Below are 26,875 nucleotides of genomic sequence, written 5' to 3'. Positions count from 1 at the left end.
GCGCGAGCCTGCCGGCGCGCGCACCGACCAGGGGATCGATCCATGACCGCACCCAGAAGCTCCCTTATCCGCCGGCTGACGGCCGCGTCCGCCGCCCTCGCGCTCGCCGCCGTCACGGCGGGCTGCGCCGGGGAGTCCGGCGGCAACGGCAGCGGCGGCGGCCGCGACGTGCTCACCGTCGCCACCGGCCTCACCGGCAACATCGTCGCCAACTTCAACCCGTTCTCCCCGGAGCCGCTCCAGGCCACCAACGGCTGGATCTACGAGCCGCTGTTCTTCTTCAACGGCGCCAGGTCGGGAGACGTCCAGCCCTGGCTCGGCGAGGACTACACCTGGTCCGAGGACGGTAGGACGCTGACCCTCACCATCAGGTCGGGCGTCACCTGGAACGACGGCGAGCCGTTCACCGTGGACGACGTCGTCTACACCTTCGAACTCGCGGCCAACAACCCGGCGTTGAACACCTACGCCCTGCCCATCGACACCGTGGCCTCCGAGGGCGAGGACACGGTGGTGATCACCTTCACCGAGTCGGCGTTCACGCAGGAGTTCTTCCTCCTCGGCAAGCAGAAGATCGTCCCCGAGCACATCTGGTCGGAGGTCCCCGACGACGAGAAGACCACGTGGATGAACGAGGAGCCGGTCGGCACCGGGGCCTGGCGCGTGGACTCCGTCGAGGGTCAGTCCATGATCCTCACCGCCCGCGACGACTACTACGTCGAGGGCCTGCCGGGCTTCGACGCCGTGCAGTTCCGCTCCTTCTCCGGCAACAACGCCGTGAACGCCGCCATCGCCGCGGGCGAGGTCGACTGGGCCGGCTCCTACATCCCGCAGGTCGAGGAGAACTACCTCTCCAAGGACCCGAACTTCGAGCTGGTCAACATCCCGCTCGCGACCGCGGTCCTCCTCCCCAACGCCGAGGAGGGGCCCACCGCCGACCCCGCCGTCCGGCACGCGATATCCGCCGCCCTCGACCGCGACTTCATGAACGAGAGCGTCTACTCCGGGCAGAACCCGCCGGCCAACCCCTCCGGCCTGCTGCTGCCCAACTTCGAGGAGGTGCTCGACCCCGCCCTCGCCGACGCCGAGTTCGACACGGGCGCCGAGGCCGTCGCCGAGCACCTGTCCGGCGCCGGGTACACCCAGGACTCCTCGGGACGCTGGACCAGGGACGGCGAGCGGCTGTCGGTCGAGGTCTCCCTCGTCAACGGCTGGACCGACTACATCACCCTGGCCGACATGGCCAAGCAGCAGCTCGCCGAGGTCGGCATCGAGCTGGAGGTCAACGCGATCTCCCACGCCCAGTGGACCCAGAACCGCAACGAGGGCAACTTCGAGCTGGTCCTCGACAGCGTCGGCTACACCCCCGACGTGCGCGGCTACTACTGGCAGATGCTCTCCAGCAGCCTGGTGAAGCCCATCGGCGAGCCCTCCAACGACGGCAACTACGGCCGGTACTCCAACCCCGCGATCGACGACGCCCTGCGCGCCATCGCGGACACCAGCGACGCCGAGGAGCAGCTGCCGCACTTCCACACCATCCAGCAGGAGTTCGTGGAGGACATGCCCGTCATCCCGCTCTTCGGCGCCCAGGCCATGATGGAGTTCGACGGCAACGACGTCGCCGGGTACCCGACGGTCGAGGACACCTACGCCTCGCCCGCCGTCTGGCTGGACCCCGACGGCGGCTGGGTCGGCGCCCGCCTCACCCCCGCGGAGTGAGGGCAGACGTGCGTTTCCTCCTGCGGAAGCTCGGGTTCTACGCCATCGCCGCCTGGGTGGCCGTGACCCTCAACTTCCTCCTCCCGCGGCTCATCCCGGGCGACCCGGTCCAGCTCATCATCGCCCGGCAGTCGCAGTACGGCCCCGTGCCCGAGGGCCGGGAGGAGGCCCTGGCGGAGATGCTGGGCCTGGGCACGGGCAACATCCTCCAGCAGTACGGGGACTACCTGCTCCAGCTGCTCCGCTTCGACTTCGGGCTCTCGATCACCTACTTCCCCGCCCCGGTGAGCGAGGTCCTGAACGACGCGGTGCCCTGGACCATCGTCCTGGTGGGCGTGGCCACCCTGATCAGCGTCGCCCTGGGTCTGACCCTGGGCGCGCTGGCGGGGTGGCGCCGCGGCAGCTGGCTCGACTCGCTCGTGCCGTCCACGACGTTCCTGGCCGCCATCCCGTACTTCTGGGTCGCCCTGCTCGTCCTCTACTACTTCGGCCAGGTGTGGCGTCTCTTCCCGCTCGGCGGGGGCTACGACGAGTTCGCCTACGACCCCGGCCTGTCCGGCGGCTTCCTCTCCTCCGCCGTCTCCCACGCCGTGCTGCCCGCCGTCACGATCATCGTCAGCTCCGTCGGCGGCTGGATGCTCGGCATGCGGAACATGATGGTCTCCACCCTCTCCGAGGACTACATCACCGCCGCCGAGGCCAAGGGCCTGCCGCCGCGTCGCATCATGCTCGGCTACGCCGCCCGCAACGCGGTGCTGCCGTCCGTCGCCGGCTTCGCCATCACCCTGGGCTTCATCGTCAGCGGCTCCCTCGTCATGGAGATCGTCTTCTCCTATCCCGGGATGGGTTACCTGATGCTCCAGGCCGTCGAGAACAACGACTACCCCCTCATGCAGGCCATCTTCCTCATGATCACCTTCGCCGTGCTGGCCGCCAACTTCCTGGTGGACCTCCTCTACGGCTTCGTCGACCCCCGCACCAGGCAGGGGTGACGCGGCCATGAGCTCCCTGACCACTCCCACCGCCACGCCCGCCGCCACCGGGCGCGGCGCCGGCGTCACCTGGCTGCGCAGCGCCCTGCGCTCGCGCCGCCTCGCCGCCGGCCTCGTCATCCTCGGCGTGCTCGGCCTCACCGCCCTCGTCGGCCCCTGGCTGGTCGACGAGCCCAACCGCGTCGGCGACGACCTGCTCAAGGCCCCGAGCGGCGAGCACTGGCTGGGCACCACCCAGACCGGGCAGGACGTCTTCGAACAGCTCGTCGTCGCCGCCCGCGGCACCCTCGTGATCGGCTTCGCCGCCGCCGTGATCGCCACCGCGATCTCCATCGTCATCGGCATCGGCGGCGGCTTCCTCGGCGGCCTGGCCGACGAGGCGCTGTCGCTGCTGAGCAACGTCTTCCTCGTCATCCCCGGGCTGCCGCTGGTCATCGTGATCGCGGCCTACGTCGAGGGCGGCTCGCTCGCCACCATCTTCGTCATCGCCCTCACCAGCTGGGCCGCCTCCGCCCGCGTGCTGCGCGCCCAGACCCTCTCGCTGCGCACCCGCGACTACGTGCTGGCCGCCCGCGTCTACGGCGAGAAGCGCTGGCGGATCGTGCTGGTGGAGATCCTGCCGAACGCGATCGCCATCATCGTCTCCCAGTTCATCTTCGCGGTGATCTTCGCCGTCCTCACCCAGGCCGGCCTCGCCTTCCTCGGCCTGGACGACCCCTCCAACCTCACCTGGGGCACCATGCTCTACTTCGCGCAGAACGCCGAGGCCCTGGCCAGCGGCGCGTGGTGGTGGTTCCTGCCGCCCGGCCTGTGCATCGCCCTGCTGGGCGCCGCCCTCTCCCTCGTCAGCTTCGGCCTCGACGAGGTGCTCGACCCCCGCCTGCGCGCGGGCCGCGCCGCCCGCGGCCGCCGGGGGGCGGCGGCGCCGAGGGAGGTCGCGCCATGACCGAGTCCACCACGCCCACCGCGCCCCGGCCCGCCGGGGCCGGGACGTCGGCGGACGTCGTGCTGCGGGCCGAGCACGTCGACGTCGTCTACGACGGCGAGCGCCCGCTGCACGCGGTCCGCGACGTCAGCTTCTCGCTGCGCCGCGGCGAGATCCTCGGTATCGCCGGGGAGTCGGGGTGCGGCAAGTCGACGCTGGCGTACGCCGTCAGCCGCATGCTCCGCCCGCCGGCGCGGCTCGCCGGCGGCACCGTCACCTTCACCGGCCGCGACGGGCGGGAGACGGAGCTGACGGCCCTTCAGGGCCCGGAGCTGCGCGCCTTCCGCTGGAGCCGGCTGTCGATGGTCTTCCAGTCGGCCATGAACGCCCTCAACCCGGTCACCACCGTCGGCCGGCAGTTCGACGACATCTTCCGCGCCCACCGGCCCGACATGGCGGCGGCCGAGCGCCGCGCCCGCGCCCGGCAGCTGCTTCAGACCGTGGGCATCGACCCCGACCGGGTCCGCAGCTTCCCCCACGAGCTCTCCGGCGGCATGCGGCAGCGCGTCGTCATCGCCATGGCGCTCGCCCTCGACCCCGAGGTCGTCATCATGGACGAGCCGACCACCGCGCTCGACGTGGTGGTGCAGCGCGAGATCCTCGACGAGATCGTGCGGCTGCGCGACGCGTTCGACTTCAGCGTCATCTTCATCACCCACGACCTGACGCTGCTGCTGGAACTCAGCGACCGGCTCGCCGTGATGTACGCCGGCCGCATCGTGGAGTACGCCGCGACCGGGCACGTCGCCGCGGGCGCCGCCCACCCCTACACCCAGGGCCTGCTGCGTTCCTTCCCCGACCTGCTCGGGGACCGCCGCGAGCTGCGCGGCATCCCCGGGCAGCCGCCGGACCTGAAGGAGGAGCTGCCCGGCTGCGCGTTCGCCGACCGCTGCGAGCACGCGTTCGATCGCTGCGCGACCGTCCGCCCCGCCGACCACGCCGTGGCCGGTGCGGGCGGCGAGCCGTGGCGGGCCGCCTGCCACCTCCACGACCCCGCGGCCCGCGCCGGCAGCGGCACCGGCACCGGTCCCACCGGTCCCACCACCGAGAAGGAGGGGGAGACGACACCATGACGACCCTGGAGGTCAGCGACCTCACCGTCGACTACAAGCGCCGCGGCCAGCGCCCGTTCCGCGCCGTGGACGAGGTCTCCTTCACCCTCACCGCGGGCCGCACCCTCGCCCTGGTCGGCCAGTCGGGCAGCGGCAAGTCCACCGTGGTCCGCGCCCTGGCCCGGCTGGTCGCCCCCACCGGGGGCAGCGTCCGCCTCGACGGCCGGGCCGACACGCCGGGGCGTGAGTACCGCCGCGCCGTCCAGATGGTCTTCCAGGACCCCTTCGCCTCCCTCAACCCCGCCCACGACATCGCCCACCACCTGCGGCGCCCGCTGCTGGCCACGGGCCGTGCCCGGCGGGGCGAGGACGCCGAGGGGAAGGTCGCCGCGCTGCTGCGCTCGGTCAACCTCACTCCCGAGGCCGACATCGCCCGGAAGCGTCCCCACGAGCTGTCCGGCGGCCAACGGCAGCGGGTCGCGATCGCCCGCGCGCTCGCGCCCGAGCCGCGGGTGCTGCTGGCCGACGAGCCGGTCTCGATGCTGGACGTCTCCATCCGGCTGGAGATCCTCGGCCTGCTGGACCGGCTCCGCGCCGAACGCGACCTCGCGGTCCTCTACGTCACCCACGACCTCGCCACCGCCCGGCACTTCGCCGACGAGGTCATGGTGATGTACAAGGGCGAGATCGTCGAACGCGGACCGAGCGACGATGTGATCCTCAGCCCGCAGCACCCCTACACCCGCAAGCTGGCCGCCGCCGCGCCCCGCTCCCGCCGCGCCGCCTTTGACGACGGGGCGGCCGGGCAGGGGCCCGGGGAGCCATAACGGGGCGGTATCCGACCGGTACCAGAGCATCACCAGGCGGCCGCCGTTCCCGAGCCGTGGGGGACCGGCGGCACCAGGTGAGGCACAATCGAGCCGATGAACACCTCCAGTGAGCGCGCGCTGGGCGGCACCGCCCGCAACACGGTGCTGCGCACCATCGCCCCCCGCGAGCGCCGCTCACACCTGTCGGCCCCGCGCGTCCCGACCGTGGGCATCGACATCGGCGGCACGAAGGTGATGGCCGGCGTCGTCGACGCCGACGGCGTGGTGCTCGAACGGATGCGCGCCGAGACCCCCGACCGGTCCAAGAGCGCCAGGGTCGTCGAGGACACCATCGTGGAGCTGGTCCTCGACCTCTCCGACCGGCACGACGTGCACGCCGTCGGCATCGGAGCCGCCGGCTGGGTGGACACCGACCGCTCCCGTGTGCTGTTCGCGCCCCACCTGGCCTGGCGCAACGAGCCGCTGCGCGACTCCCTCGCGGCCCGCCTCGCGGTCCCGATCATGGTCGACAACGACGCGAACGCCGCGGCCTGGGGCGAGTGGCGCTTCGGCTCGGGGCGCGGCGCCGACCACCTGGTGATGATCACCCTGGGCACCGGGATCGGCGGCGCGATACTGGAGGGCGGCCGGGTCAAGCGCGGCGCGTACGGCGTGGCCGGCGAGTTCGGCCACATGCAGGTGGTGCCCTCGGGCCATCGCTGCCCCTGCGGCAACCGCGGCTGCTGGGAGCAGTACAGCTCGGGCAACGCGCTGGTCCGCGAGGCCCGCGAGCTGGCCGCCGCCGACTCGCCCGTCGCCCACCACATCCTGGACCGGGTCGGTGGCCGCATCCCCGAGATCACCGGGCCCCTCATCACGGAGCTGGCCCGCGAGGGCGACGCGATGTGCGTGGAGCTGTTGCAGGACATCGGGCAGTGGCTCGGGGTGGGTCTGGCCAACCTCGCCGCCGCGCTCGACCCCGCCCGCTTCGTGATCGGCGGCGGTGTCAGCGACGCGGACGACCTGCTGATCGGCCCGGCCCGCGACGCGTTCCGGCGCCAGCTGACGGGCCGCGGGTACCGCCCGGAGGCCACCATCGTCCGCGCGGGCCTCGGCGCGGACGCCGGGATGGTCGGCGCCGCCGACCTCGCCCGCCTCGTCGCCCGCCGCTTCCGGCGCGCCAACCGGCGCCGCGCCGAGCGGCGCACCCGTACCGCGCAGCGCGTGTGGGCGCGGGCGGGACAGCGCGGCACCGGATTCGATCTGCGGCTGTCGCCGCGGGGACGGACGACCCGACCATGACCGCCACCCACCAGACCTCCGGCTCCGTCCCCACGACGGGCGTCACCCGCGTGAGCACACCGATGACGCCGGGCGGAAGGCCCCGCCGCCGCTGGCTGATGATGCTGTCGATCGCCCTCCTGATCGCCGTCCCGGCCGGGTACATCGTGCTCTCGGCGTACCAGAGCCGGGAGAGCGGCGAGCACAAGGCGCGCGGCGCCTCCGCCCAGACGATGGTCTACCACTGGCCCAGCAAGGTGCAGCGGCGCATCTACGACGTGCCCGTCCCCGACGGCGTCACCTACGTCGGACACTACGAGACCAACAGCTGGGAGCGCAGCACCCTCTACGTGCAGTTCCGCTCCACTCCCGACCAGCTGAGCTTCTTCCTGGAGGAGCTCGGCACCACCCGCGCGAGCCTCAACGAGGGCACCGTCACGATCCCCCGCTCCCACGCCGACACCGTCGGCTGGGTGCTGGACGACCCGGCCCGCGCCTACGCCGGCACCATCGTGCAGCAGTCGCCGGCCGAGCCCGAGGTGGCCGTGACGGTCGACCTCACCAGCGCCGAACGCCCCCGCGTCTACGTGGCCTCCACCACGGAGCAGTGACGCCCGCCCGGCACCCCGGGCGACGCACGGCTACAGCCACTCCTGCGCGAGCCGTTCGGCGAGGCGTTCCAGCAGCGGGCCGGCCTGGGCGATGGAGCGCGCCGGGTCGGGCTCCAGCTCCGACAGCGCGTAGGCCGCGTCGATGCCGGCGCCGCGCAGCTGGGCCGCGTCCAGCGTGAGCCGGCCGCAGACCGCCACCACCGGCTTGCCGGCCGCCCGCGCCTGGGCGGCCACCCCGACGGGAGCCTTGCCGTGGAGGGTCTGCGCGTCGAGCGACCCCTCCCCGGTGACCACGAGGTCGGCGGGGCCGAGCGCCTTGGCGAAGTCCACCACCCCGAGCATCACCTCGATGCCCGGCCGGAACGTGGCGCCGAGCCCCAGCAGCGCCCCGAAGCCCGTGCCGCCGGCGGCACCGGCGCCCGGCGCCTGCGCGCAGCGGCCCGCCCGTGGCCCCACCGAGGTCTCCAGCACCTGCGCGAAGTGCGCGAGGGCCGCGTCCAGCGCCTCGACGTCCACCGGGTCGGCGCCCTTCTGCGGGCCGTAGACCGCCGCCGCGCCCTTCGGGCCCGTCAGCGGGTTGTCCACGTCGCTGGCGAGGACGACCTCCGTGCTGCGCAGCCGCGCGTCCAGGCCCGTCAGGTCCGCCGAGGCCAGCTCCCGCAGCGGCCCGCCGCCCGGCGCGACCGGGTCCCCGTCGCTGTCGAGCAGCCGCGCCCCGAGCGCCGTGAGCATGCCCGCCCCGCCGTCGGTGGTGGCCGATCCGCCCATGCCGAGCACGATGGTGCGGGCGCCGCCGTCCAGCGCCGCCGCGATCAGTTCGCCCGTGCCGTGGCTGGTGGCGGTCAGGGGCGCGAAGGTGGCCGGCGGCAGCAGCCGCAGCCCCGAGGCCTCGGCCATCTCCACCACGGCGGTCCTGCCGCGCATCGCGAAGCGGGCCGTCACCGGCAGCCCGAGCGGGCCGGTGACCACCGCCTCGCGGGGGGCGAAGCCGCTGGCGAGGGCCGCGTCCACGGTGCCGTCGCCGCCGTCGGCGACGGGGCGGGCCACCACCACGGTGCCGGGGCGCGCTCTGCGGATGCCGGCCGCCACGTGCCCGGCCACCTCGACGGCGGTCAGTGATCCCTTGAACTTGTCGGCCGCGATCAGCACGCGCCGTGTCTGCCCCGTGTCGGTCATTGGCTCGCCGCCCCCAGTGTGGTCCGTGTGGTCGGTTCCGTCGTGGTCCTTCGCTGCCGTTCGCGGCGGTTCACTTCGTTCGCATCGACCGTTGCGGTCGTTGCTTTCGAACAGGCAGTCCCAGGGCCGACCTTATCCGCGTTGGCTCGCGGGAACCATGAAAACATTCACCGGTCGCGGTGGCGCAGGCGCCGCCACACCACCTTCGCCGCGTTGTGCCCCGACATGCCGTGGACGCCGGGCCCCGGCCAGGCGGCCGAGGAGCACAGGAAGACCGCGGGGTGCGCGGTGGCGTACGGGTTGAGCGCCGGCCGCGGGCGGAACATGGTCTGGAGCCCGGAGAACGCGCCACAGGCGATGTCCCCGCCGACGTAGTTCGCGTTGCGCCGGGCCAGCTCGGGCGGCCCCGCCGTCGCCTGGGCCAGCACCAGGTCGCGGAAGCCGGGCGCGAACCGCTCCAGCTGGCGCTCGACCGCGTCCGTCAGGTCCCCGTCCCAGCCGTTCGGCACGTGCCCGTAGACCCACAGCACGTGCTTGCCCTCGGGAGCCCGGCTCGGGTCGACCACCGTCGGCTGGGAGGTGATGAGGAACGGCACCTCGGGGGCGCGGCCCGAGGTGGCGTCGTGCAGCGCCGCGCCGATCTCGCGGCTGGTCGGGCCGAGGTGCACGGTGCCGGCCCGGCGCGCCTCGGGCGCGGTCCACGGCACCGGCCCGTCCAGCGCGTAGTCGATCTTGAAGGCGGCGGCGCCGTACCGGAAGCCGGAGTACGCCCGGCCGAGGCCCGCGATGCGGGCCATCGCGGTGGGGGAGGTGTCGAAGAGGTAGGCGCGGGCCGGCGGCAGCTCGTCCAGCCGCCTGACCTCCACGCCGGTGTGGATCGTCCCGCCGAGCTCCCGCAGGTACGCCGCCAGCGCGTCCGAGATCGCCTGCGAGCCGCCGCGCGCCACCGGCCAGCCCACGTCGTGCGCGGCGAGCGCGAAGGCGAGCGCGATCGCGCCCGTGGCCGGCGTGGACAGCGGCGAGATGACGTGGGCCGCGAGGCCGGCCAGCAGCGCCCGCGCCCGCTCGTCGCGGAAGCGGCGCATCAGCACACTCACCGGGGGCAGGCCGACCAGCCCGAACCGCGCCAGCCGCACCGGGTCGCGCGGCAGCTTCTGCCACTGCACCGACAGGAAGTCGGCCGCCAGCGTCGACCAGTGACCCGCGTAGGGCGCCATCAGCCGGCGGTAGGCGCCGGCGTCGCGCGGGCCGAAGGAGGCGGCCGTCTCGCCGACCGACCGGGCCAGCACCGCGGGCCGGCCGTCGGGGAAGGGATGCACCATCGGCAGCTCGGGCTGGAGCCACGTGAGCCCGTACCGGTCCAGCGGCATCGCGGCGAAGGCGGGGGAGCCGACCCCCATGGGGTGGACCGCCGAGCACGGGTCGTGCCGGAAGCCCGGCAGCGTGAGCTCCTCCGTGCGCGCCCCGCCGCCGACGGTCTCCCCCGCCTCGAACACCTCCACCGACAGGCCGCGCCTGGCCAGCTCGACGGCGGCGGTCAGGCCGTTGGGCCCCGCCCCCACCACGACCGCGTCCCGCGCGTCACGCATCGACGGCACCTCGCCGCTCCCCTCACCGGTCCCGCCGACCGCCCGAGGGGCGGCCGGGCACTGGGCGCTGCCGTGAACTCGGTCGGGCAGACCGCAGCACCCCGAGGATACGCCGCGCCGTGTCGGGATCCCGCGCCGCGGTGAACGGCAGCGCGTTGCCGCCGGCCAGACGGAACGGCTCGTCGTCGAGCGTCAGGCTCGTGCCACCCGCCTCCGCGACCAACAGCAGCCCGGCGGCGTGGTCCCACGCCAGCTCCCAGCTGTAGGCGACCGCGTCGAGCTCGCCGCGCGCGATCCGCAGGTACTCCAGGCCCGCCGCCCCCGTCACGCGGGGCGCCACGCCGTCCGTCCACAGCGCGCGCAGGGCGCGCTGGTGGGGCGGGGAGACGTAGTCGGGGTGGGAGCAGGCGACCCGCAGCGGCGCTCCGGGGGCGGGCGGTCCCGGCAGGAGCCGTTCGCCGTTGAGCCAGGCACCGCCGCCCCTGCGGGCGTGCGCGGCCAGGCCGAGCGCCGGCGCGTCGATCCACGCGCCGAGGATCTCGCCGTGCTGGGCCAGCGCCACGAGGGTGGCGAAGCCCGGCTCGCCGCCCACGTAGGGGCGTGTGCCGTCGATGGGGTCGATGATCCAGACGGGGGAGGCGCCCCTGAGCGCCTCGTAGCCGGCGGGGTCGGTGTGGACGGCCTCCTCGCCGACCACGCGCGAGCCGGGCAGCAGGGCGGTGAGCTCGCGCGTCAGCCGGCGTTCGGCCGCGAGGTCGGCCGCGCTGACCGGTCCGAGCAGGCCCTGTTTGCGGGTCACCTCGTGCGCGGCGAGCTTCTTCCAGCGCCGCATGACCTCCTCGGCCGCGGCCTCGCGCACCGTCGCCGCCACCCGGTCCGCCAACGCCCCGTCGAGACTCACCATCCGTCCATCGAAGCACGCGCCCGTCACCGACCGGGACGCGGCTCGTCCACTCGGGCCGGCCGCCCGGGCCCGACCCTGGCGGTCGGCCGCTCCGGGACGTAGCCTCTCATTCAAGGCATATCGGTACAGTTGCGGCGGTGAGTGGCGTGCAGGCGGACCGTGCTGGCACCGCGCCCGACGCACGGGCGGTGGAAGCGGAGCTCCACCGTGTCGTCACCGGGAGTGGCGCCTCGATGGGCGTGCTCTACCTGCTGTCGAACGGGGGCTCCGAGCTGCGGATCGCGATGATCATCGGCATGCCGGAGGAGTTCCTCCGCCCCTGGCGGCGGCTCAGCCTGACCGCGCCCATACCGGCGTCCGACGCCGCCAGGGAACGGCGCCTGATCTGGTCCGGGAACCACGAGGAGACCGCCCGCCGCTATCCCCGCCTGGCCCTCGCCTTCCCCTACCGCTTCGCCCTCGCCGCCGCGCCACTGCTCGACGGGGACATCTGCTGGGGCTCGCTCGTCCTGCTCTTCCCGGCCACCCACCCGCCGACGCTGCCCGCGCACGAGCGCGACACGATCCTCTCCGCCTGCGAACGCCTGGGCACCACGCTGCGACGGGCCGCGGACGGCGACCGGCCGCTGTCCTCCCCCGACGTCCCCCACGTCGTGCCGCTCAGCCAGGCCCGCCACGTCCCGCCCGCCGAGGCGCGTGCCGCCGTCGCCTTCGTCGACCGGCTCCCCGAGGGCTGCTGCTCCCTCGACCTGGAGGGGCGGATCACCTACATCAACGCCACGGGCGCCGACCTCGTCGGCGGCACCGTCCCCGCACTCACCGGGGTCCTGCCCTGGGCGGCCCTGCCATGGCTGCGCGACCCCGTCTTCGAGGACCGCTACCGCGCCGCCGTCGTCAGCCGCGAGCCGACCTCCTTCACCGCCGTCCGCCCACCGGACCGACGGCTCACCTTCCACCTCTACCCCGACGCCTCGGGCCTGAGCGTCCGCATCACCCCCCTCGCGGCGGAGACCAACGGCGATCCCGCCAGACCGTCCCCCGCCCCGGCCTACTCCCCGCCGTCCCCCGAGCCGATCCGTCCCGGCGCCCTCTACCACCTGATGCACCTGGCCGCCGCCTTCACCGAGGCCGTCAGCGTGCAGGACGTCGTGGACCTGGCCGCCGAGCACATCATGTCCGCCTTCGACCTCCAGGGCTGGATCCTGCTGGTCAGCGAGGGCGGCCGGCTGCGTGTCCGGGGCCACCGCGGCTACGAGCCCGAGGCCGTCGAGTGGCTGGACGGCCAGACCGGGCCCGCCCCCGCCACCGCCGCCCTGGCGAGCCAGGCGTCCCGCTTCTACGCCTCGCCCGGAGAGATGGAACGCGAGTACCCCGGCGCCCGGACGCACTCCGACAAGGCCGCCTGGGCATACCTGCCGCTCACCGTCTCCGGGCAGCCCGTCGGCACCTGCGTGCTGTCCTACGACCACCCCCACCACTTCTCCCACAACGAGCGCGCCGCCATGACCTCCGTCGCCGGCCTGCTCGCCCAGGCGCTCGACCGCGCCCTCCTCTACGACGCCAAGCACCAGCTCGCCCACCGCCTCCAGGCCGGCCTCCTGCCCGACGCGCTGCCGGAGATCCCGGGCCTCGAGGCCGCCGCCCGCTACCTGCCCGCCACCCCCGGCATCGAGATCGGCGGCGACTTCTACGACCTCATCGGCCTCGACGCGGCCGGCGCCGCCGCCACCATCGGCGACGTGCAGGGCCACAACGTCACCGCCGCCGCCCTGATGGGGCAGGTCCGCACCGCCGTCCACGCCACCGCCGGGGCCGCCCCCGGCGACGTCCTCGCCCGCACCAACCGGCTGCTGACCGACCTCGACCCCGGCCTGTTCATCAGCTGCCTCTACGTCCACCTCGACCTCGGCGCCCACCGCGCCCGCCTGTCCACCGCCGGGCACATCCCGCCGCTGGTGAGCCACCCCGACGGCCGCGTCACCCCCGCCACGCTCTCGCCCGGCCTCCTGCTGGGCATCGACGCCACCGCCGACTACCACACCAGCGAGATCCCCCTGCTCCCCGGCACGATGCTCGTCCTCTACACCGACGGCCTCGTCGAGACGCCCGGCGTCGACCTCGACACCAGCACCGCCCAGCTCGCCGCGCGCATCCGCGCCCTGCGCCACCAGCCCCTCGACGAGCTCGCCGACACCCTGGTCCGCGACGTCGAACGGTCGGGAACACGCTCCGACGACATCGCCCTCCTGCTGCTGCGGACGCCGGCGGGCACCATGCCCCCGGCGCTCTGACGGCCGACCCGCCGGCGATCGCGGGAGAAGCCCTCAGGCCACGCCCGCCCGGCGCAGCTCACTGGTGACCGCGTAGTGGTGGCGCGGCGACACCCGCCACGCCGCGTCCAGCAGTAACGGCACCACGACCGCCGGATCGGCCGTCGCCGCCAGCGCCGCCTCCTCCGCCGTCCTCGCCCGCACCAGCGCCGACAGCAGCGTCACGGCCTCCCCGCCCCGCCCCCGCGACCACAGCTCCACCGCGACCGACCCGGCCTCGGGGGCGGGCCGCGCCGCGCCCTGCGACAGCAGCTGCCCGCACTCCCGTTCCCGCCCCGCCACGGCCAGCGCCCGCGCCGCCGTCGCCAGCGGGCCCGGCGGCAGGGAGGCCAGCTCCCACAGCAGCGTGGCCAGGTCCGAGGCCATGCCGGCCCGCTCCAGCTCCGCCACGAGCAGCGGCAGGCGGGCGGCCGGACCGCCGGCCGCCTCGGACAGCACGGCGTGGGCCGCGCCGCCCTGCCCCCGGTCCCGCAACGCGCGGAGCGACGCGGCCGTGTCGGACACCGCCCGCTGGTCCGTCTCCGAGACCCGCGCGACGTCGTCGTCGCGCGCCCGGCCCACGGCGCCTGCGAAGCGGGAGCCGCCGGGCGGCGGTGCCGCCTCGGGGAGGGGCGTCGCGGCGGGCGGGGCCGTCGCCGGCACCGGCGCCGCCTCGTCCTCCAGCCCGGCGAACCGGGCGCCCCGCGGCGTGCGGCGGGGCTTGGAGCGCTGCTTCTGGGTGGTGTCCGCTACGGGCGTGCCCGTGGCCTCGCCGTCCGCCCGGCCGCCTCCCGGCGCGGTCGGCGCCGTGGGAACGGCCTGCGGCGGCCCCTCGCCCGCCACCGGCCGTGGCGGTGCCGACGCTTCCTGCGGAGCCGGCGCGATGTGGGGCGTCGGCGCCGCCTGGGGCGTCGGTGCCGGAGCCGGCGGTGTCGCCCCCCGTCGCGCGACGGCCCCGCACGCCGCCAGCCGGGCCCGCAGCTCCGCCTGGCGGGCCATCGCCCGTTCCCTGTCGTCCTGGGCCCACAGCCGCAGCGCCGCGAGTCGCGTCGCCTCCTGCCCCTGGCCGGCGCGGTCGGCGTTCCCCTCGGCGGCCGCCAGCAGGCGCTCCCGCTGCTGCGCCTCCCGCGCCACCGCCTCCGCCGCCGACAGCCCTCGCCGCAGCGCCTCCGGGCCGCCCGGCAGCGCGTCCCGCGCGCGCGTCACCGCCTCGTACCGTTCCCTCACCCGCCAGCCCGTGCGCTCGGCGGCGCCCAGCCCGTGGAGGACGGCGTAGTCCTGGAGCAGGTCGGCCAGCACGTCCCAGGGCGGCAGCGTCCGCCCGTCGAGCCAGGCGTGCAGCTCCTCGGGGTGGCGCCGCGCGAACGCGGCGTACCACCCGACGCTGGGGTCCAGCCCGGCCGTGACGACCTGGAGCTCGGAGACGAAGGCGGCCGTGCGCGCCGCCAGGTCGGGACCAGCCGTGGAGACATCCGCCATGAGCGTGTACTGAACCGGAGCCGTGTTACAGCCCTTGTTTCCGCGGCGCTACAGCCTGTTTTCGTACCGCGCCCCGAGGGCGAACAGCGAGGGAACGCGGGGCGAACGGGAGGAAGGCGCGGGAAACGGGGGAGGAGTCGAGGACGGACCGGGGAGAGAAAGGGGACGCGACGGGGAGGGACCGCGGAGAAGCGGAGCCGCCGAACCACCGCGCCCGACCGCCCCTGCCGCGCCCGACCGCCCCTGCCGCGCCCGACCGCCCCTGCCGCGCCCGACCGCGCCCGGGCCGTCACCGCCCCACCGCGTACCCCTGCATCCCCCGCGGGTTGGCCGCCGCGGACAGCACCCCCGTCTCCGGGTCCCGCCCGACGACGCACAGCCGCCCCTCGCTCCACGGCCCCGCCACCGTCACCTCGTGGCCCCGCCGCCGCAGCTCCGCGACGGCCGTCTCGCCGATCCGCGACTCCACCGTCACGCTCCCCGGGCGCGTCCCCCGCGGATAGAACGAGCTGGGGAAGCCGTCCTGGTGCCAGTTCGGCGCGTCGATCGCGCCCTGGAGGTCGAGCCCGCCGCGCGCCGGCGGCCGGCGCAGCGCGAGCGCGAGGAAGAAGTGGGTCTGCCACTGGTCCTGCTGGTCCCCGCCGGGCGTGCCGAACGCCAGCACCGGCTCCCCGCCGCGCAGCGCGAGCGTGGGGGAGAGGGTCGTGCGCGGGCGCCGCCCCGGCACCAGCGAGGACGGCAGCCCCGGCTCCAGCCAGGTCATCTGCAGGCGCGTCCCCAGCGGGAACCCGAGCCCGGGGACGACCGGCGAGGACTGCAACCACCCGCCGCTGGGCGTCGCGCTGACCATGTTCCCCCACCGGTCCACGACGTCGACGTGGCAGGTGTCGCCCCTGGTCTCCCCGGTGCGGGCGATCGACCCCTCCACCGTCGGCTCCCCGGTCCCCGTCCCCGTCCCCGCCCCCGGGACCCCGGGCCGCCCGAGCCGGGCGTGCGCCGAGAGCCGGGGAACGCGCCCGTCCGGGCTCCCCGGCCGCAGCTCGAACGAGGCGCGCTCGCCGACCAACGCCCGCCGCGCCGCGTTGTACTCGGGCGAGAGCAGGGTGCGAAGCGGCACGTCCGCCCCGCCCGCCGCGTCCCCGTACCACGCCTCCCGGTCCGCCATGGCGAGCTTGCCGCCCTCGATCAGGGTGTGCAGGTACTCCGGCGTGCCGTACGCCGCCGCGTCGATCCCGTCGTCCAGCAGCGCCAACTGCTGCGGCAGCACGGGCCCCTGGCTCCAGGGCCCCGCCTTGCACAGGGTCCAGCCACGCCAGTCGTAGCGCACCGGCTCCTCGTACGTCGCCTCCCACCGCGCCAGGTCCTCACCCGTCAGCACGCCCGCATGCCGCTCGCCCGAGGAGTCCATGGCCGGCCGGGCGGCGTGTGCCGCGATGGCCTCGCCGATGAACCCCTCGCGCCATATCCGCCGCGCCGCCTCGATCCGCGCCTCGCGGTCCACGCCCGAGGACTCCGACACCATCCGCCGCCACGTCGCCGCCAGCGCGCGGTTGCGCAGCAGCGCGCCGCCGGCCGGCGGGCGGCCGTCCGGGAGGTACACCTCGGCCGAGGAGGTCCACTCGTTCAGGAACAGCTCCCTCACGCGCTCCACCGCCTGGCCGATCGCCTCGACCGCCGGGTGCCCGTGCTCGGCGTACCGCACGGCGTACTTCAGCACCTGTCCGACGCCCATCGTGCCGTGGTCGCGCAGCAGCACCATCCAGGCGTCGAACGCGCCGGGCACCACCGCCGCCAGCGGCCCCGTGCCGGGCACGAGGGACAGGCCCTGGTCGGTGAAGTGCTCGATCGTCGCCCCGGCGGGCGCCGGACCCTGCCCGCACAGCACCCGCACCTCGCCCCCGGCCGGCGCCAGGATGATCGGCACGTCCCCGGCCGGGCCGTTCAGGTGCGGCTCGACGACGTGCAGCACGAAGCCGGCGGCGACGGCGGCGTCGAACGCGTTGCCCCCCTCCTCCAACACCGCCATGGCGGACTGCGAGGCCAGCCAGTGCGTCGAGGAGACCATGCCGAAGGTGCCCTGGAGAGTGGGTCGGGTGGTGAACATGCGGCGGAGCATACGCTGTGGCCATGAAGGACCCCGAGCCCCCGAGGGGGCAGCCGTCCGCCCGCCCGCTGGTGGCCATCCTCAGCGGCGCCGGCGTCTCCACCGACTCGGGAATCCCCGACTACCGCGGCCCGGACGGCCTGTGGCGCCGCGACCCCGAGGCGGAGAAGCTCGTCACCTACGACTTCTACATGAACGACCCCGAGGTCCGCCGCCGCTCCTGGCTGATGCGCCGCGACAGCCCCGCCTTCCGCGCCCGGCCGAACGCGGCGCACGAGGCCGTGGTCCGCCTCGCGGAGTCCGGGGTGCCGGTCCGCGTCATCACGCAGAACGTCGACGGGCTCCACCAGGCGGCGGGGCTGCCCGAGCGGAAGGTCCTCGAACTCCACGGCACCTCCCGCTCGGTGGTCTGCACCGGCTGCGGCGCGCGCACGACGATGGCCGAGGCGATCGAGCGCGTCGAGGCCGGCGAGGCGGACCCGCCCTGCCGTGACTGCGGCGGCATCCTGAAGTCGGCCACCGTGATGTTCGGGCAGGCCCTCGACCCCGACGTCCTCGCCGACGCCGTCGCGATCACCCGCGCCTGCCACGTCTTCGTGGCCGTCGGGACGAGCCTCCAGGTGCAGCCGGCCGCCTCGCTCGCCGGCCTGGCCGTGGAGCACGGCGCCCGGCTGGTCATCGTCAACGCCGAGCCGACGCCCTACGACCCGCTCGCCGACGAGATCATCCGCGAGCCGATCGGCCGGTCCCTGCCGGCTCTGCTGCGGCGACTGGCGCAGGAGTCCCGGCCCGCCTGAGCCGGAGCGCGGCTTCCGGCGGAGGGGGTGCCCCGCGGAACGGCTCCCGGCCGAACGGCTCGACGTCGAACGGCTCCCCGGGGAACGGTTCTTGACCGCTGGTTGGTTGAGGTGATGGGAGCGCTCCCACTATCCTGGGGTCGCTGGGAGACCGAGCCGCACACCCCCACTCTCCCCCACCCTGGAGGCCCTTCATGGCCCGTTCCGCCACCCGTAGCTGGCGCGCCCCCGCGAGCGCGGCGGCCCTCGCCCTGGCCCTCGCCGCCGCCGGCACCACCACCGCGTTCGGCGACGTCGGCGCCTCGGCGTCCGAACCCGACACCGCCCAACAGCCGTCCTGCGCCGCCGACGGCTTCTGCGAGGACTTCGAGTCCCAGACCGGCGGCGCGCCCTCGGGACGCTGGGCCTTCGAGGCCCGCGACTGCACCGGCACGGGCTCCGTCGCCGTGGACACCTCCGTCGCCCACGGCGGCACCACCTCGCTGCGCGTCGACGGCGGCCAGGGCTACTGCAACCACGCCTTCGCCGCCACCGACCTCACCGAGGTCCCCGCCGGCTCCGAGCTGTACGTGCGCTTCTGGGTCCGCCACAGCACCGCCCTGCCCACCCAGCACGTCACCTTCCTCGCCATGGAGGACGACAACACCGGCCGCGACCTGCGCATGGGCGGCCAGAACGCGGCCCTCCAGTGGAACCGCGAGACGGACGACGCGACCCTCCCCGCCCAGAGCCCGGCCGGCGTCGCGCTCAGCGCGCCGCTGCCGGTGAACGAGTGGTCCTGCGTCGAGTACCAGATCTCCCCGGCCACGGGGCACATCCAGACCTGGCTCAACGGCACGAGCGTCGAGGGCCTGGTCGTGGACGACGTCCCGGACCACGACATCGACCGGCAGTGGCTCGCGAACGGCACCTGGAGCCCCGCCCTCGTCGACCTGCGCCTGGGATGGGAGAGCTACGGCGAGGGCGCGGACACTCTCTGGTACGACGACGTCGCCGTCGGCACCGCCCGCGTCGGCTGCGCGTGACGCGGCGCCGCGCCGCGGTGCGGCTCGCGGTCGCCCCACGGGCACCTCGTCGGGCGGCGGGCTGACGGCGCCGCGCGGTGTCGGGAGCAGCTGAGCGGGTCGCCGGGTGGGCTCACGGGCGGTCACCTCCGAGAGCCGCACCCGTACTCCCCGGAGTACGGTCGGGTCCGGCGACGAGGGGCAGCGGCCCACTCCCGTCTCGTGGACCGTCGCCCCACTCCCGGGAACGCGCGGTGTGGGTCCGAGGAACGAGCGCCCGGCGGGGTTCGGCACGTCCGGCGCGGGGTCGGCAGGATCGGCGGGATCGGCGGGTGCGGCGGGACAGGGCGGGGCGGTGGGGAACGGTGGGACCGGCTCTGGGCCAGCACGCGACGGCCGAGGCAACCCCCCGTGTGGTCTCGGCCGTCGCGGCTGACGTTCACGAGCCTGTCCTCCCGACCCCGCACCGCGCAACCACCTGACGAGGCTCCGGATGCCCGGCTCGCTGTCCGGGCTGGTCAGCCTGGGTGTCCGGACAGTGTCCGGGACATGACGCGCTGGTGGGAAGGATGGCGCGAAGGGGGATTGATCGCCGGCACGCCTCGGGCGAGGATGCCGCAGTGAGCGAAGATCACCAGCGAGACGGCGGCGTGAGCGCGTTACGGCCCGAGGGGGCCGACTCGGCGGCCGAGTTCGTCGCCCTGCTGCGGCGACTGAAGGACCACACGGGGCTGTCCTACCGGCAGTTGGAGGAACGGGCCGAGAGCCGTGGCGACGTGCTGGCGCGCAGCACCGCCGCCGACATGCTGCGCCGCACGGCGTTGCCGCGGCGGGAGGTGGTCGCCGCGTTCGTCCGCGCCTGTGGCGTCGGCGAGGACGAGGCGCGCGGGTGGCTCGCCGCCCGCGACCGGCTCGCCGCCCGCCCCGCCGACGGACCACCGGCCGACCCCCACGCGGACCCGACCGCCGGCGACGGCACCACTGACGGTGACGGTGGCGTGCGGCGCGGAGGATCGGACCGGGCGCGGCTGGACACCGGTTGGCTCGGTGCCACGGCGGTGGTTCTCGTGGTGTTGCTCGCGGTCGGCGTCTGGGTGTCGTGGCCGGAGGGAGGCGGCAGCGCCCTGGCGACGAGCGCTCCGCCGTTCGACGACGGGTGGTACGAGATCCGCACGGTCAGCACCCCCGAGCTGTGTCTGACGGAGGGCCGGGACCGCTCGGGCCGGTACGAGGGCGCCCTCGCCGTCCAACGCCCCTGTGGCGAGCCGCCGTCGCCACGCACGTTCCTGCGCGAGGCCGGGGACGGCCTGTACTTCATCGAGTGGCACCATCCGCGGGAGGGACGCGGCTGTCTGACCGTCCTGGCCGGCGGCCACATCACCGACATGCTCGAACCGTGGGACGAGTGCTCGGCCGACCGTCCCTCCCAACGCTTCCTCATCGAACCGACCGAGACACCGCTCGGCGGCGACTCCTACCGCGTCCGCCCCGAGGTCAGCGGCAAGTGCCTGGCCCCGATGAACGGGGAGACGATGTCGGGGGTCGAGATCCACCAGACGGAGTGCGTGGAGGACGACCCGTCCCAGGCGTTCCTCATCGCGCCCGTGGAGCGGTGACCGGCTGGCTGTCGGTGACGCGCGGTACGGTGCGGGGTGGTGGGCCGGACGGAGATCGTGAGGGACTCGCGGCCACGGGGGGTGGGTGGGAAGGTCCCCGGCTCCGGCCCGGTACCGGATGGGTGTCCGTGACCCCACCCCCCGTCCCCATCCCCAGTCCCCACCGCCCCTGGTCACAAGCGCCCGGCCACACGCGCCGGCCCGCGGTGGAACCCACCGGTCGGACCGTGCGTCGGAGGGGTGTTGCCGAGGTGGGAGGAGTGGGGTCGTGAGGAGACACGGAGCCGTCGTGGGGGTCGGCGTGGGCGCCGCCGTCGGGGCCGCGCTGCTGGTGGCGGGCTGTGGCGGGGGCGGGGATGACCTCGTCGTGGACGGGGAGCCGGTGGCGCGGGCGTACGACGGGCGGCTCGCCGGGGAGAACGCCGCGCTCCGGGCGTTGGAGTGCGACTGGGAGGAGTGGGGGGACGGCGGCGGGGGCGAGCCGTGGAGCGAGGGGGACGGCGGGGACTCGCCCGAGGACGGCCTGGCGTTCTACTTCGACATGGAGGCGCCGGGCCTGCCGGAGAGCGGGTACCGGGTGGAGCGCGAGGAGGACGACCGCGTGCTGTTCTCCTACGACGTGGACGGCGAGACCAAGGCCGCGGTGGTCGTCGCCCGCGACGTGAACGGGCCCGACTGGGGGCCGGAGTCCGCCGCCGCGTGCGACGTGGTGGAGTTCGGGCTGCCGGACATGGTCGAGGACGGCGGCGAGGTCTGGACGGCCGAGGACGGCCGCCGCGCGCCGCAGGCCGCGGTGCGCAGCCACCCCGGCGCGGAGAGCTGTGCGTGGCAGGACGCGCACTTCGTCGAGCTCGGCAGCGCGGAGGACCCCGACGAGGGCGGCGTGCGGTACGGACGGGACCCGGAGTCGGTGCTGCCGGAGGGGATGCTGGTGGACCCGTTCGTCGCGGACGGGGACATGCCGGCCGACGCGCGGGACACCGGGTACCGGCACGAGGAGCACGGCTGGGAGCTGTGGCGGGTGCCCGACGACGCCTCCGCGGTGTACGTCCGCACCGCGGACGGCGTCGAGGAGTGGCCCCGGGTGACCAACCGCTGGGCGTGCGCCGGCTGAGGGCGCACGCCCGGCCGAGGGTCAGCCGACCAGGTTCAGGCCGTGGTCGAGGAGGGTGGACAGCCGGTCGAGGTGTTCGGGGCTCGGGTCGCGCAGCGGGCTGCGGACGCCGCCGACCGGCAGGCCGCGCAGCCGCACCCCCGCCTTGACGAGCGAGACGGCGTAGCCCGGCTGCTCGTTGCGCAGCGCGACCAGCGGCACGTAGAACTCGTCGAGCAGCAGCGAGGTCATGGCCGTGTCGCCGGAGGTCAGGGCGCGGTAGAAGGCGAGCGCGACCTCGGGCGCGAAGGCGAAGGCGGCCGAGGAGTACAGCGGCACGCCGAGGCCCCGGTAGGCGTGGATGGTCATCTCGGCGGTCGGCAGGCCGTTGAAGAAGAGGAACGGCGCGCCGCCGCGCGCCCGGCCGATGGCGCGGACCGTGCGGTGGAGCAGCTCGACGTCGCCGACGCCGTCCTTCAGCCCGACGACGCCGGGCAGTAGCGACAGCTCGGCCGCCGTCTCCGGCGTGGGGACCGCGTTGTTGCGCTGGTAGACGATGACCGGCAGCTCGGTCGCGGCGGTGACGGCGCCGACGTAGTCGAGCAGGCCCCGCTGCGGCCCGTTGACCAGGTACGGCGGGCACAGCAGCACGCCGTCCACGCCCGCCGCGGCCAGCTCGCCCAGCTGCTCGCGCACCAGCGGCAACGGGCCGCCGGCCGCCGCGAGCACCGGGACGCGGCCGGCGACGGTCGCGACCGCCACCCGCGCGCAGACGCCGAGCTCCGCGACGGTCAGCGCGTGGAACTCGCCCGTCCCGCAGGCGACGAAGACACCGCCGGCCCCGGCCTCGACGCCGCGGTCGACGTGCCGGGCGAGCACGTCCTCGTTGACGCCGCCGTCGTCGGCGAAGGGCGTGACGGGAAAGAAGAGGATGCCGTCGAACGTGAGGGTGGCCGCCGTGGGCGACGCGCTCGACGGGGTCGGGGTGAGCGTGGCGTTCATGGGAGGTGTCATCCCTTCGTGGCGCCGGCGGTGATGCCTCTCACGAGGGATCCCTGGAGGCTGAAGTACACGATGAGGCTGGGCAGGAGGGCGATCAGCGCCCCGGCGAGAACGACGCCGGAACCCACCTGCACGTCGGCCCGCAGCATCTGGAGGGCGACGGTCAGGGTGTAGTCGTCGGGGCTGTTCGCGGCGATGATCGGCAGCAGGTACTGGTCCCAGATCATCAGGTACCCGAAGATCCCGATGACGCCGAGGGCGGGCCGGCACAGCGGCAGGATGATCTGCCACAGCATCCGCAGCTCACCCACCCCGTCCAGCCGCGCCGACTCCTCGATCTCGGTCGGTATCTCCTTCATGAACTCCGTCATCACCAGGACGGAGAAGCCCCAGGCGCCCACCGGGAGGATGATCCCGAGGACGGTGCCGCGCAGGCTGACGTCGAGCACCGGCACGTCGCCGAGGACGACCGACAGCGGGACGGCGATGATCTCCTCGGGCAGCATCATCGTGAGCAGGAACAGGCCCATCACCAGGGCGCGGCCCCGGAAGCGGCGGCGGGCCAGCGCGTAGGCCGCGAAGACCGAGACCGTCATCTGGAGCAGCAGCCCGCCCCCGGCGACGACCAGGGAGTTGGCGAAGTAGTCCCACACGCCACGGTCGTTGGCGACCGAGAAGTTCTCCCAGGTCGGGTCGCCGGGGATGAGGGAGAGCTGCGAGGCGCGCGCGTTCGCGCTGAAGGCGCCCGAGACGATGAGCAGGAACGGCGCGGCGAACACGAACAGCGCGAGCGCGCACAGCACGATCCGCAGGACCATGGCCGGACCGAGGCGCGGCGACCAGGCCAGGGCCGTGTCGAAGCGGGTGACCGGGGTGGAGGACCGTCCCGGACGGAAGCCCTGGGCGGTCGTCTTCAGCGGGGTGCTCACTTCTCGGCCCTCCGGGTGAACAGGCGCACCGTCACGGTCAGCAGCAGCGTGACGGCCAGCAGGATCATCGAGCCGGCCGACGCGACGCCGATGTCGTTGCGCTCGAAGCCGAGGGAGAACACGCGCGTCATCCACACCTCCGTGGCCCCGGCCGGGCCGCCGCCCGTCAGCACGTAGACCTCGGTGAAGATCCGCAGGCCACGGATGGCCGCCAGCGTCAGGACGATCGCGATGGCCGGCCGCAGCGCGGGCAGCGTGATGTGCCGCAGCCGCTGCCACAGCGAGGCGCCGTCGACGGCGGCGGCCTCGTAGAGCGAACGGTCCACGCCCGCCAGCCCGGCGAGGATGATCACCATGTTGTACGGGGCGCCGACCCAGACGCCGACGACCATCACCGACCACAGCGCGGTGTCGGGGCTGTCGAGGAACGGCTGCGGCCCGAAGCCGAGGTAGCCGAGGAGGGAGTTGACGAAGCCGTCGGAGGTCGGCAGGTACAGCAGCCGCCAGATCTCGCCGACGATGGCCAGCGCCGTGACGACCGGCAGGAACACCGCCGTGCGGACCAGCCACAGCGAACGGGCCTGGCCCTCCAGCAGGAGCGCCAGCAGGAAGCCGACGGCGATCGCGCCGACGGTCTGGCCGACGCCCAGGAGCAGGGTGTGGCCGAACGCCTCCTGGAAGCGGTCGTCGGTGAGGACCGTCTCGTAGTTGTCCAGGCCCACCCACTGGTTGCCGAGGAACGGCTGCACCTCGTGGAGGCTCAGCCGGATGCCCTCGTACATCGGGATGAACTTGAAGGTGAGCGCCAGCAGCAGGCCGGGGGCGAGGAAGAGCCAGGGGATCGTCGAGCGGCGCAGCCGGTACAGCCGTCCGTACCAGCCGCCCCCGTTCCCGCCCCCCTTCCCGCCCCCGTCCCCGCCGCGGGCAGGAGCGGGGACGCGGGGCGGGCGGGAGGCCGCGCCGCCACGCGCGGGACGCGGCGGCGCGGGGTCTGCGGACACGGCGGTCGCCGTGGTCTCCGTGGTCTCCGTGGGCGTCTCGGGCCGCGCGGGCCCGGAGGCGTCCGTGGGGGAGCCGGGTGTCGGGTCGTTCACGGAAGCAGGTCCTGGGCCTCGAGTTCGGAGGCGATGTCCTCCTCGATCTGCGCGACGCCCTCGGCGACGTCGCTGCCGCAGTCGGACATGATCGCGTTCAGGCCCTCGGCCGTCGCCTGCCGGATGGGGGTGAAGTCGATGGCGGAGGGGAAGGTGCGCGAGTCGTTCTCGTACTGCTGCTGCACGAGGTCCCAGCGCTCGTCGGCGCGGAGTTCGCCCGCGTTCAGCTCGGTGTTGACGGGGATGCGGACCACGGGCTCGGTGCTGTTGTCCAGCGCCATGGCGATCTCCTGGGCCTCGGGCGAGATGAGGAACTCCGCCAGGGCCTGCTGCGCGTCGGTCTTGTCGGAGCCCGCGGCGAGGTAGATGTTCTCGCCCTCGGCGAGGGTGGTGGTGCCCGCGGGGCCCGCGGGCGTCGGGATCACCTCGAAGGTGTCCTTGCCGGGCTGGTCGTCGTAGGCGGCGAGGTTGTAGGGGCCGGTGAGGTAGATGCCGGCCTCGCCGGTGTTGAACTGCCGGGAGTCGAGCGTGGTGGAGGTGAGCGCGTTCGGCTGGACGTGGCCGGGCGTGCAGAACTGCTCCTTGATCCACTCGACCGCGGCGACGGTGCCGGGGGAGTCGAAGGCGGGCTCGAAGGTGCCCTCGCCCGCCTCGGTGACGAAGTCGCCGCCGCCCTGCCAGATGTAGCTGGAGGCCCACCAGGAGAGGTACCCGCGCTCGGTGGTGCCGGGGACGACCATGCCGAAGGTGTCGTCGTCGCCGTTGCCGTCGGGGTCCTCGGTGGCGAAGGCCTCGGCCAGCGCGGTCAGGTCCTCCCAGGTCTCGGGGACGGGAAGGCCGAGGTTCTCGCGCCAGTCCTTCCGGACCATGGTGACGAACGCCTGGCGGGAGAACGGGATGCCGTAGTGCTCGCCGTCCAGGCCCAGCGTGGTGTCCCAGTTGGCGTCGGAGATGCTGTCGTGGCCCGCCACGGAGGTGGGGTCGACGGGGACGACCCAGCCCTGGGAGACGTAGGTGCCCAGGGATCCGCTGTCGTTGATGAAGACGTCGGGCAGGTCGCGGGAGGCGGCGCGGCCCTGGATCTGGGTGTCGAACTCCACCACCGGCTGGTAGTCCACCTCGATGCCGGTCTGCTCCGTGAAAGCGTCGAAAACCTTCCGGTAGGTGGCGGCGGGGAGGTCCGCGCTCCGGGTCCAGACCTCCAGGGGGCCGTCTCCGCCGCCCGAGCCGCCGCCGTCGTCGTCCGAACCGCAGGCTGTGAGGCCGCCGAGGACGGCGACGGCGGTCATGAGGGCCGCCGGGATTCGGGTCGAGGGCGATCGCAGCATCGCGACTCCAAGAGTTCAGATATGTAAACGGCGTCCATCTTTGTAAACCGTGGGTGCACAGTAGGGTCCGCCCGAGGGGCGGTCAACCCTCCGGTGATACCGAAAACTTCCAGGTCAGCGGGGAAAGCGCTTACCGAAACGCGTCATCGGGCGGGGTCGGCGTTCACGTTCGTGGCCACGTGGTGTCGCCCGACGGTGGGGCGCCGAGGGGTGCGAGGTGGCCCGGCCTGAAAGTTTTTCCGGAGAATTCCCGCGTCTTGTTCCGGAAAGTTGCCGCTCCTAACCTGGGAGCGCTCCCACGTCTGGGCCTGGTCTGGGGCGCGCTGCGACGATCCTGCAACCCCTCACCGGGAGTCCGCATGCCTTCCCCGACGCCGCGTCAGGCGGCGCCCTCGCCCAGGCCGCCACGGCACCGTCCGACGAGCCGCCGTCCGCCGACAGGCGCACGAGTCCCCGCCGTCCGGCCGCGGAGCACCCCCCCATCCGATCGCGAACCTTCCCCTGGAGGTCTCCCATGCGCTTTCCCCGATATCGGCCCCGGGTGTGGGCCGCCACGGCCTTCGTGGCCCTGGCGGGCCTGACCGCCACCACCGTCGCCTCGCAGGCGGGCGCGGCCGACAGCCCGGTGGCCGTCACGCAGTTCCAGTCCTCGGTCGAGGACGAGGGCGCCGACTGCGCGGTGAACCCGGGTCAGACGTCCTCCAACCCGCAGCTGCCCGACCCCTTCACGAGACTCGACGGGACCCGCGTCTCCACCACGGAGGACTGGAGATGCCGGCGGGCGGAGATCCGGGAGATGGCGGAGCGGCACGTCTACGGTGACAAGCCGGCGCCGCCGGACAGTGTCACGGGGACCGTGACGAACAGCCAGATCACGGTGAACGTGTCGGACAACGGCCGCAGCGCCAGCTTCTCCGCCTCGGTCTCGCTGCCCAGCGGCACCGGACCCTTCCCCGCCGTGATCGTCTACGGCGGCTTCGGCGCCGACACCACCACCAT

The 26,875-nt window shown here is 74.3% G+C and carries 22 protein-coding genes; 13 read left to right on the top strand and 9 right to left on the bottom strand.

The features are described from left to right. The first annotated feature begins 42 nt into the window (after positions 1–42). The 7 genes from ACTWP5_RS09775 to ACTWP5_RS09745 all read left to right on the top strand — a co-directional run bounded on the left by ACTWP5_RS09775 (position 43) and on the right by ACTWP5_RS09745 (position 7,452). Positions 43–1,722 carry an ABC transporter substrate-binding protein gene (locus ACTWP5_RS09775; RefSeq protein WP_443220417.1) on the top strand — a complete coding sequence of 560 codons (1,680 nt, stop codon included), beginning with the start codon at positions 43–45 and terminating at the stop codon, positions 1,720–1,722. Positions 1,723–1,730: 8 nt separating this feature from the next. Continuing rightward, entirely contained in the window at positions 1,731–2,714 is a 984-nt protein-coding gene (locus tag ACTWP5_RS09770) for an ABC transporter permease (protein WP_443220416.1), read from the top strand. A 7-nt stretch (positions 2,715–2,721) separates the two neighbouring features. Further along, positions 2,722–3,660 carry an ABC transporter permease gene (locus ACTWP5_RS09765; RefSeq protein ID WP_443220415.1) on the top strand — a complete coding sequence of 313 codons (939 nt, stop codon included), beginning with the start codon at positions 2,722–2,724 and terminating at the stop codon, positions 3,658–3,660. Beyond that, positions 3,657–4,772, top strand: coding sequence for an ABC transporter ATP-binding protein (locus tag ACTWP5_RS09760; RefSeq protein ID WP_443220414.1), 1,116 nt, complete (start codon positions 3,657–3,659; stop codon positions 4,770–4,772). Before ACTWP5_RS09765 ends, ACTWP5_RS09760 begins: the two co-directional genes overlap by 4 nt. Beyond that, complete coding sequence (locus ACTWP5_RS09755) at positions 4,769–5,578, top strand: ABC transporter ATP-binding protein (protein ID WP_443220413.1); 810 nt, start codon at positions 4,769–4,771, stop codon at positions 5,576–5,578. The genes ACTWP5_RS09760 and ACTWP5_RS09755 overlap by 4 nt, the downstream gene beginning before the upstream one ends. A 96-nt stretch (positions 5,579–5,674) precedes the next feature. Next, on the top strand, positions 5,675–6,862 hold the full coding sequence (locus ACTWP5_RS09750; protein ID WP_443220412.1) for an ROK family glucokinase: 1,188 nt from the start codon (positions 5,675–5,677) through the stop codon (positions 6,860–6,862). Beyond that, entirely contained in the window at positions 6,859–7,452 is a 594-nt protein-coding gene (locus tag ACTWP5_RS09745) for a hypothetical protein (RefSeq protein WP_443220411.1), read from the top strand. The genes ACTWP5_RS09750 and ACTWP5_RS09745 overlap by 4 nt, the downstream gene beginning before the upstream one ends. Before the next feature lie 30 nt (positions 7,453–7,482). Here the strand turns inward: ACTWP5_RS09745 and ACTWP5_RS09740 are convergent, their stop codons facing one another. The 3 genes from ACTWP5_RS09740 to ACTWP5_RS09730 all read right to left on the bottom strand — a co-directional run bounded on the left by ACTWP5_RS09740 (position 7,483) and on the right by ACTWP5_RS09730 (position 11,121). After that, the gene (locus ACTWP5_RS09740; protein WP_443220410.1) at positions 7,483–8,628 is read right to left on the bottom strand and encodes a glycerate kinase; all 1,146 of its coding nucleotides are present in this window, start codon (positions 8,626–8,628) and stop codon (positions 7,483–7,485) included. A 167-nt stretch (positions 8,629–8,795) separates the two neighbouring features. Further along, positions 8,796–10,217 (bottom strand): phytoene desaturase family protein, encoded by a 1,422-nt coding sequence (locus ACTWP5_RS09735; RefSeq protein WP_443220409.1) that lies wholly within the window; start codon positions 10,215–10,217, stop codon positions 8,796–8,798. Between the two features lie 22 nt (positions 10,218–10,239). Continuing rightward, positions 10,240–11,121 carry an inositol monophosphatase family protein gene (locus tag ACTWP5_RS09730; RefSeq protein WP_443220408.1) on the bottom strand — a complete coding sequence of 294 codons (882 nt, stop codon included), beginning with the start codon at positions 11,119–11,121 and terminating at the stop codon, positions 10,240–10,242. A gap of 137 nt (positions 11,122–11,258) precedes the next feature. On the opposite strand from ACTWP5_RS09730, the gene ACTWP5_RS09725 reads away from it, so the two are divergent. After that, the gene (locus ACTWP5_RS09725; protein WP_443220407.1) at positions 11,259–13,412 is read left to right on the top strand and encodes a SpoIIE family protein phosphatase; all 2,154 of its coding nucleotides are present in this window, start codon (positions 11,259–11,261) and stop codon (positions 13,410–13,412) included. Between the two features lie 33 nt (positions 13,413–13,445). Here the strand turns inward: ACTWP5_RS09725 and ACTWP5_RS09720 are convergent, their stop codons facing one another. Together ACTWP5_RS09720 and ACTWP5_RS09715 are read right to left on the bottom strand one after the other, a co-directional pair. Beyond that, on the bottom strand, positions 13,446–14,909 hold the full coding sequence (locus ACTWP5_RS09720) for a hypothetical protein (RefSeq protein WP_443220406.1): 1,464 nt from the start codon (positions 14,907–14,909) through the stop codon (positions 13,446–13,448). Positions 14,910–15,198: 289 nt separating this feature from the next. Next, positions 15,199–17,013, bottom strand: a complete 1,815-nt coding sequence (locus ACTWP5_RS09715; protein ID WP_443220405.1) for a gamma-glutamyltransferase family protein — start codon at positions 17,011–17,013, stop codon at positions 15,199–15,201. A 23-nt stretch (positions 17,014–17,036) separates the two neighbouring features. Here ACTWP5_RS09715 and ACTWP5_RS09710 point away from each other — a divergent pair, with 23 nt between their 5' ends. The 4 genes from ACTWP5_RS09710 to ACTWP5_RS09695 all read left to right on the top strand — a co-directional run bounded on the left by ACTWP5_RS09710 (position 17,037) and on the right by ACTWP5_RS09695 (position 21,544). After that, complete coding sequence (locus tag ACTWP5_RS09710) at positions 17,037–17,810, top strand: SIR2 family NAD-dependent protein deacylase (protein ID WP_443220404.1); 774 nt, start codon at positions 17,037–17,039, stop codon at positions 17,808–17,810. A 194-nt stretch (positions 17,811–18,004) separates the two neighbouring features. Then, positions 18,005–18,835 carry a hydrolase gene (locus ACTWP5_RS09705; protein ID WP_443220403.1) on the top strand — a complete coding sequence of 277 codons (831 nt, stop codon included), beginning with the start codon at positions 18,005–18,007 and terminating at the stop codon, positions 18,833–18,835. Between the two features lie 599 nt (positions 18,836–19,434). After that, positions 19,435–20,430: a helix-turn-helix domain-containing protein gene (locus ACTWP5_RS09700; protein WP_443220402.1), complete on the top strand. Its 996-nt coding sequence runs from the start codon at positions 19,435–19,437 to the stop codon at positions 20,428–20,430. A 268-nt stretch (positions 20,431–20,698) separates the two neighbouring features. After that, positions 20,699–21,544 carry a hypothetical protein gene (locus ACTWP5_RS09695; protein WP_443220401.1) on the top strand — a complete coding sequence of 282 codons (846 nt, stop codon included), beginning with the start codon at positions 20,699–20,701 and terminating at the stop codon, positions 21,542–21,544. Positions 21,545–21,565: 21 nt separating this feature from the next. Here ACTWP5_RS09695 and ACTWP5_RS09690 read toward each other — a convergent pair whose 3' ends face one another. The 4 genes from ACTWP5_RS09690 to ACTWP5_RS09675 all read right to left on the bottom strand — a co-directional run bounded on the left by ACTWP5_RS09690 (position 21,566) and on the right by ACTWP5_RS09675 (position 25,876). Further along, the gene (locus tag ACTWP5_RS09690) at positions 21,566–22,525 is read right to left on the bottom strand and encodes a 5-dehydro-4-deoxyglucarate dehydratase (protein WP_443220400.1); all 960 of its coding nucleotides are present in this window, start codon (positions 22,523–22,525) and stop codon (positions 21,566–21,568) included. An 8-nt stretch (positions 22,526–22,533) separates the two neighbouring features. After that, complete coding sequence (locus ACTWP5_RS09685) at positions 22,534–23,343, bottom strand: carbohydrate ABC transporter permease (protein WP_443220564.1); 810 nt, start codon at positions 23,341–23,343, stop codon at positions 22,534–22,536. Between the two features lie 107 nt (positions 23,344–23,450). After that, a complete protein-coding gene (locus ACTWP5_RS09680; protein WP_443220563.1) occupies positions 23,451–24,320 on the bottom strand; it encodes a carbohydrate ABC transporter permease in 870 nt (289 codons plus the stop codon). Positions 24,321–24,544: 224 nt separating this feature from the next. Further along, positions 24,545–25,876 carry an ABC transporter substrate-binding protein gene (locus ACTWP5_RS09675; RefSeq protein WP_443220399.1) on the bottom strand — a complete coding sequence of 444 codons (1,332 nt, stop codon included), beginning with the start codon at positions 25,874–25,876 and terminating at the stop codon, positions 24,545–24,547. 514 nt (positions 25,877–26,390) lie between these two features. Here ACTWP5_RS09675 and ACTWP5_RS09670 point away from each other — a divergent pair. Then, positions 26,391–26,875, top strand: a 485-nt coding sequence (locus ACTWP5_RS09670; RefSeq protein WP_443220398.1) for a glucuronyl esterase domain-containing protein, incomplete at its 3' end; no start/stop codon positions are given.

Origin of the sequence: Streptomyces sp. 4N509B, from assembly GCF_052245655.1 — a bacterium.
Taxonomy (GTDB): Bacteria; Actinomycetota; Actinomycetes; order Streptomycetales; family Streptomycetaceae; genus Streptomyces.
The sequence above is the reverse complement of the archived record's forward strand: the minus strand, read 5'-3'. Positions and strand labels throughout refer to the sequence as shown.

What these genes read in the sequence shown, in the direction of transcription:
- ACTWP5_RS09775 (WP_443220417.1), top strand. Translation starts at nt 43, where the DNA reads ATGACCGCACCCAGAAGCTCCCTTATCCGCCGGCTGACGGCCGCGTCC.
- ACTWP5_RS09765 (WP_443220415.1), top strand. Translation starts at nt 2,722, where the DNA reads ATGAGCTCCCTGACCACTCCCACCGCCACGCCCGCCGCCACCGGGCGC.
- ACTWP5_RS09760 (WP_443220414.1), top strand. Translation starts at nt 3,657, where the DNA reads ATGACCGAGTCCACCACGCCCACCGCGCCCCGGCCCGCCGGGGCCGGG.
- ACTWP5_RS09755 (WP_443220413.1), top strand. Translation starts at nt 4,769, where the DNA reads ATGACGACCCTGGAGGTCAGCGACCTCACCGTCGACTACAAGCGCCGC.
- ACTWP5_RS09750 (WP_443220412.1), top strand. Translation starts at nt 5,675, where the DNA reads ATGAACACCTCCAGTGAGCGCGCGCTGGGCGGCACCGCCCGCAACACG.
- ACTWP5_RS09745 (WP_443220411.1), top strand. Translation starts at nt 6,859, where the DNA reads ATGACCGCCACCCACCAGACCTCCGGCTCCGTCCCCACGACGGGCGTC.
- ACTWP5_RS09740 (WP_443220410.1), bottom strand. Translation starts at nt 8,628, where the DNA reads ATGACCGACACGGGGCAGACACGGCGCGTGCTGATCGCGGCCGACAAG.
- ACTWP5_RS09735 (WP_443220409.1), bottom strand. Translation starts at nt 10,217, where the DNA reads ATGCGTGACGCGCGGGACGCGGTCGTGGTGGGGGCGGGGCCCAACGGC.
- ACTWP5_RS09730 (WP_443220408.1), bottom strand. Translation starts at nt 11,121, where the DNA reads ATGGTGAGTCTCGACGGGGCGTTGGCGGACCGGGTGGCGGCGACGGTG.
- ACTWP5_RS09720 (WP_443220406.1), bottom strand. Translation starts at nt 14,909, where the DNA reads ATGGCGGATGTCTCCACGGCTGGTCCCGACCTGGCGGCGCGCACGGCC.
- ACTWP5_RS09715 (WP_443220405.1), bottom strand. Translation starts at nt 17,013, where the DNA reads ATGTTCACCACCCGACCCACTCTCCAGGGCACCTTCGGCATGGTCTCC.
- ACTWP5_RS09710 (WP_443220404.1), top strand. Translation starts at nt 17,037, where the DNA reads ATGAAGGACCCCGAGCCCCCGAGGGGGCAGCCGTCCGCCCGCCCGCTG.
- ACTWP5_RS09705 (WP_443220403.1), top strand. Translation starts at nt 18,005, where the DNA reads ATGGCCCGTTCCGCCACCCGTAGCTGGCGCGCCCCCGCGAGCGCGGCG.
- ACTWP5_RS09690 (WP_443220400.1), bottom strand. Translation starts at nt 22,525, where the DNA reads ATGAACGCCACGCTCACCCCGACCCCGTCGAGCGCGTCGCCCACGGCG.
- ACTWP5_RS09685 (WP_443220564.1), bottom strand. Translation starts at nt 23,343, where the DNA reads ATGGTCCTGCGGATCGTGCTGTGCGCGCTCGCGCTGTTCGTGTTCGCC.
- ACTWP5_RS09675 (WP_443220399.1), bottom strand. Translation starts at nt 25,876, where the DNA reads ATGCTGCGATCGCCCTCGACCCGAATCCCGGCGGCCCTCATGACCGCC.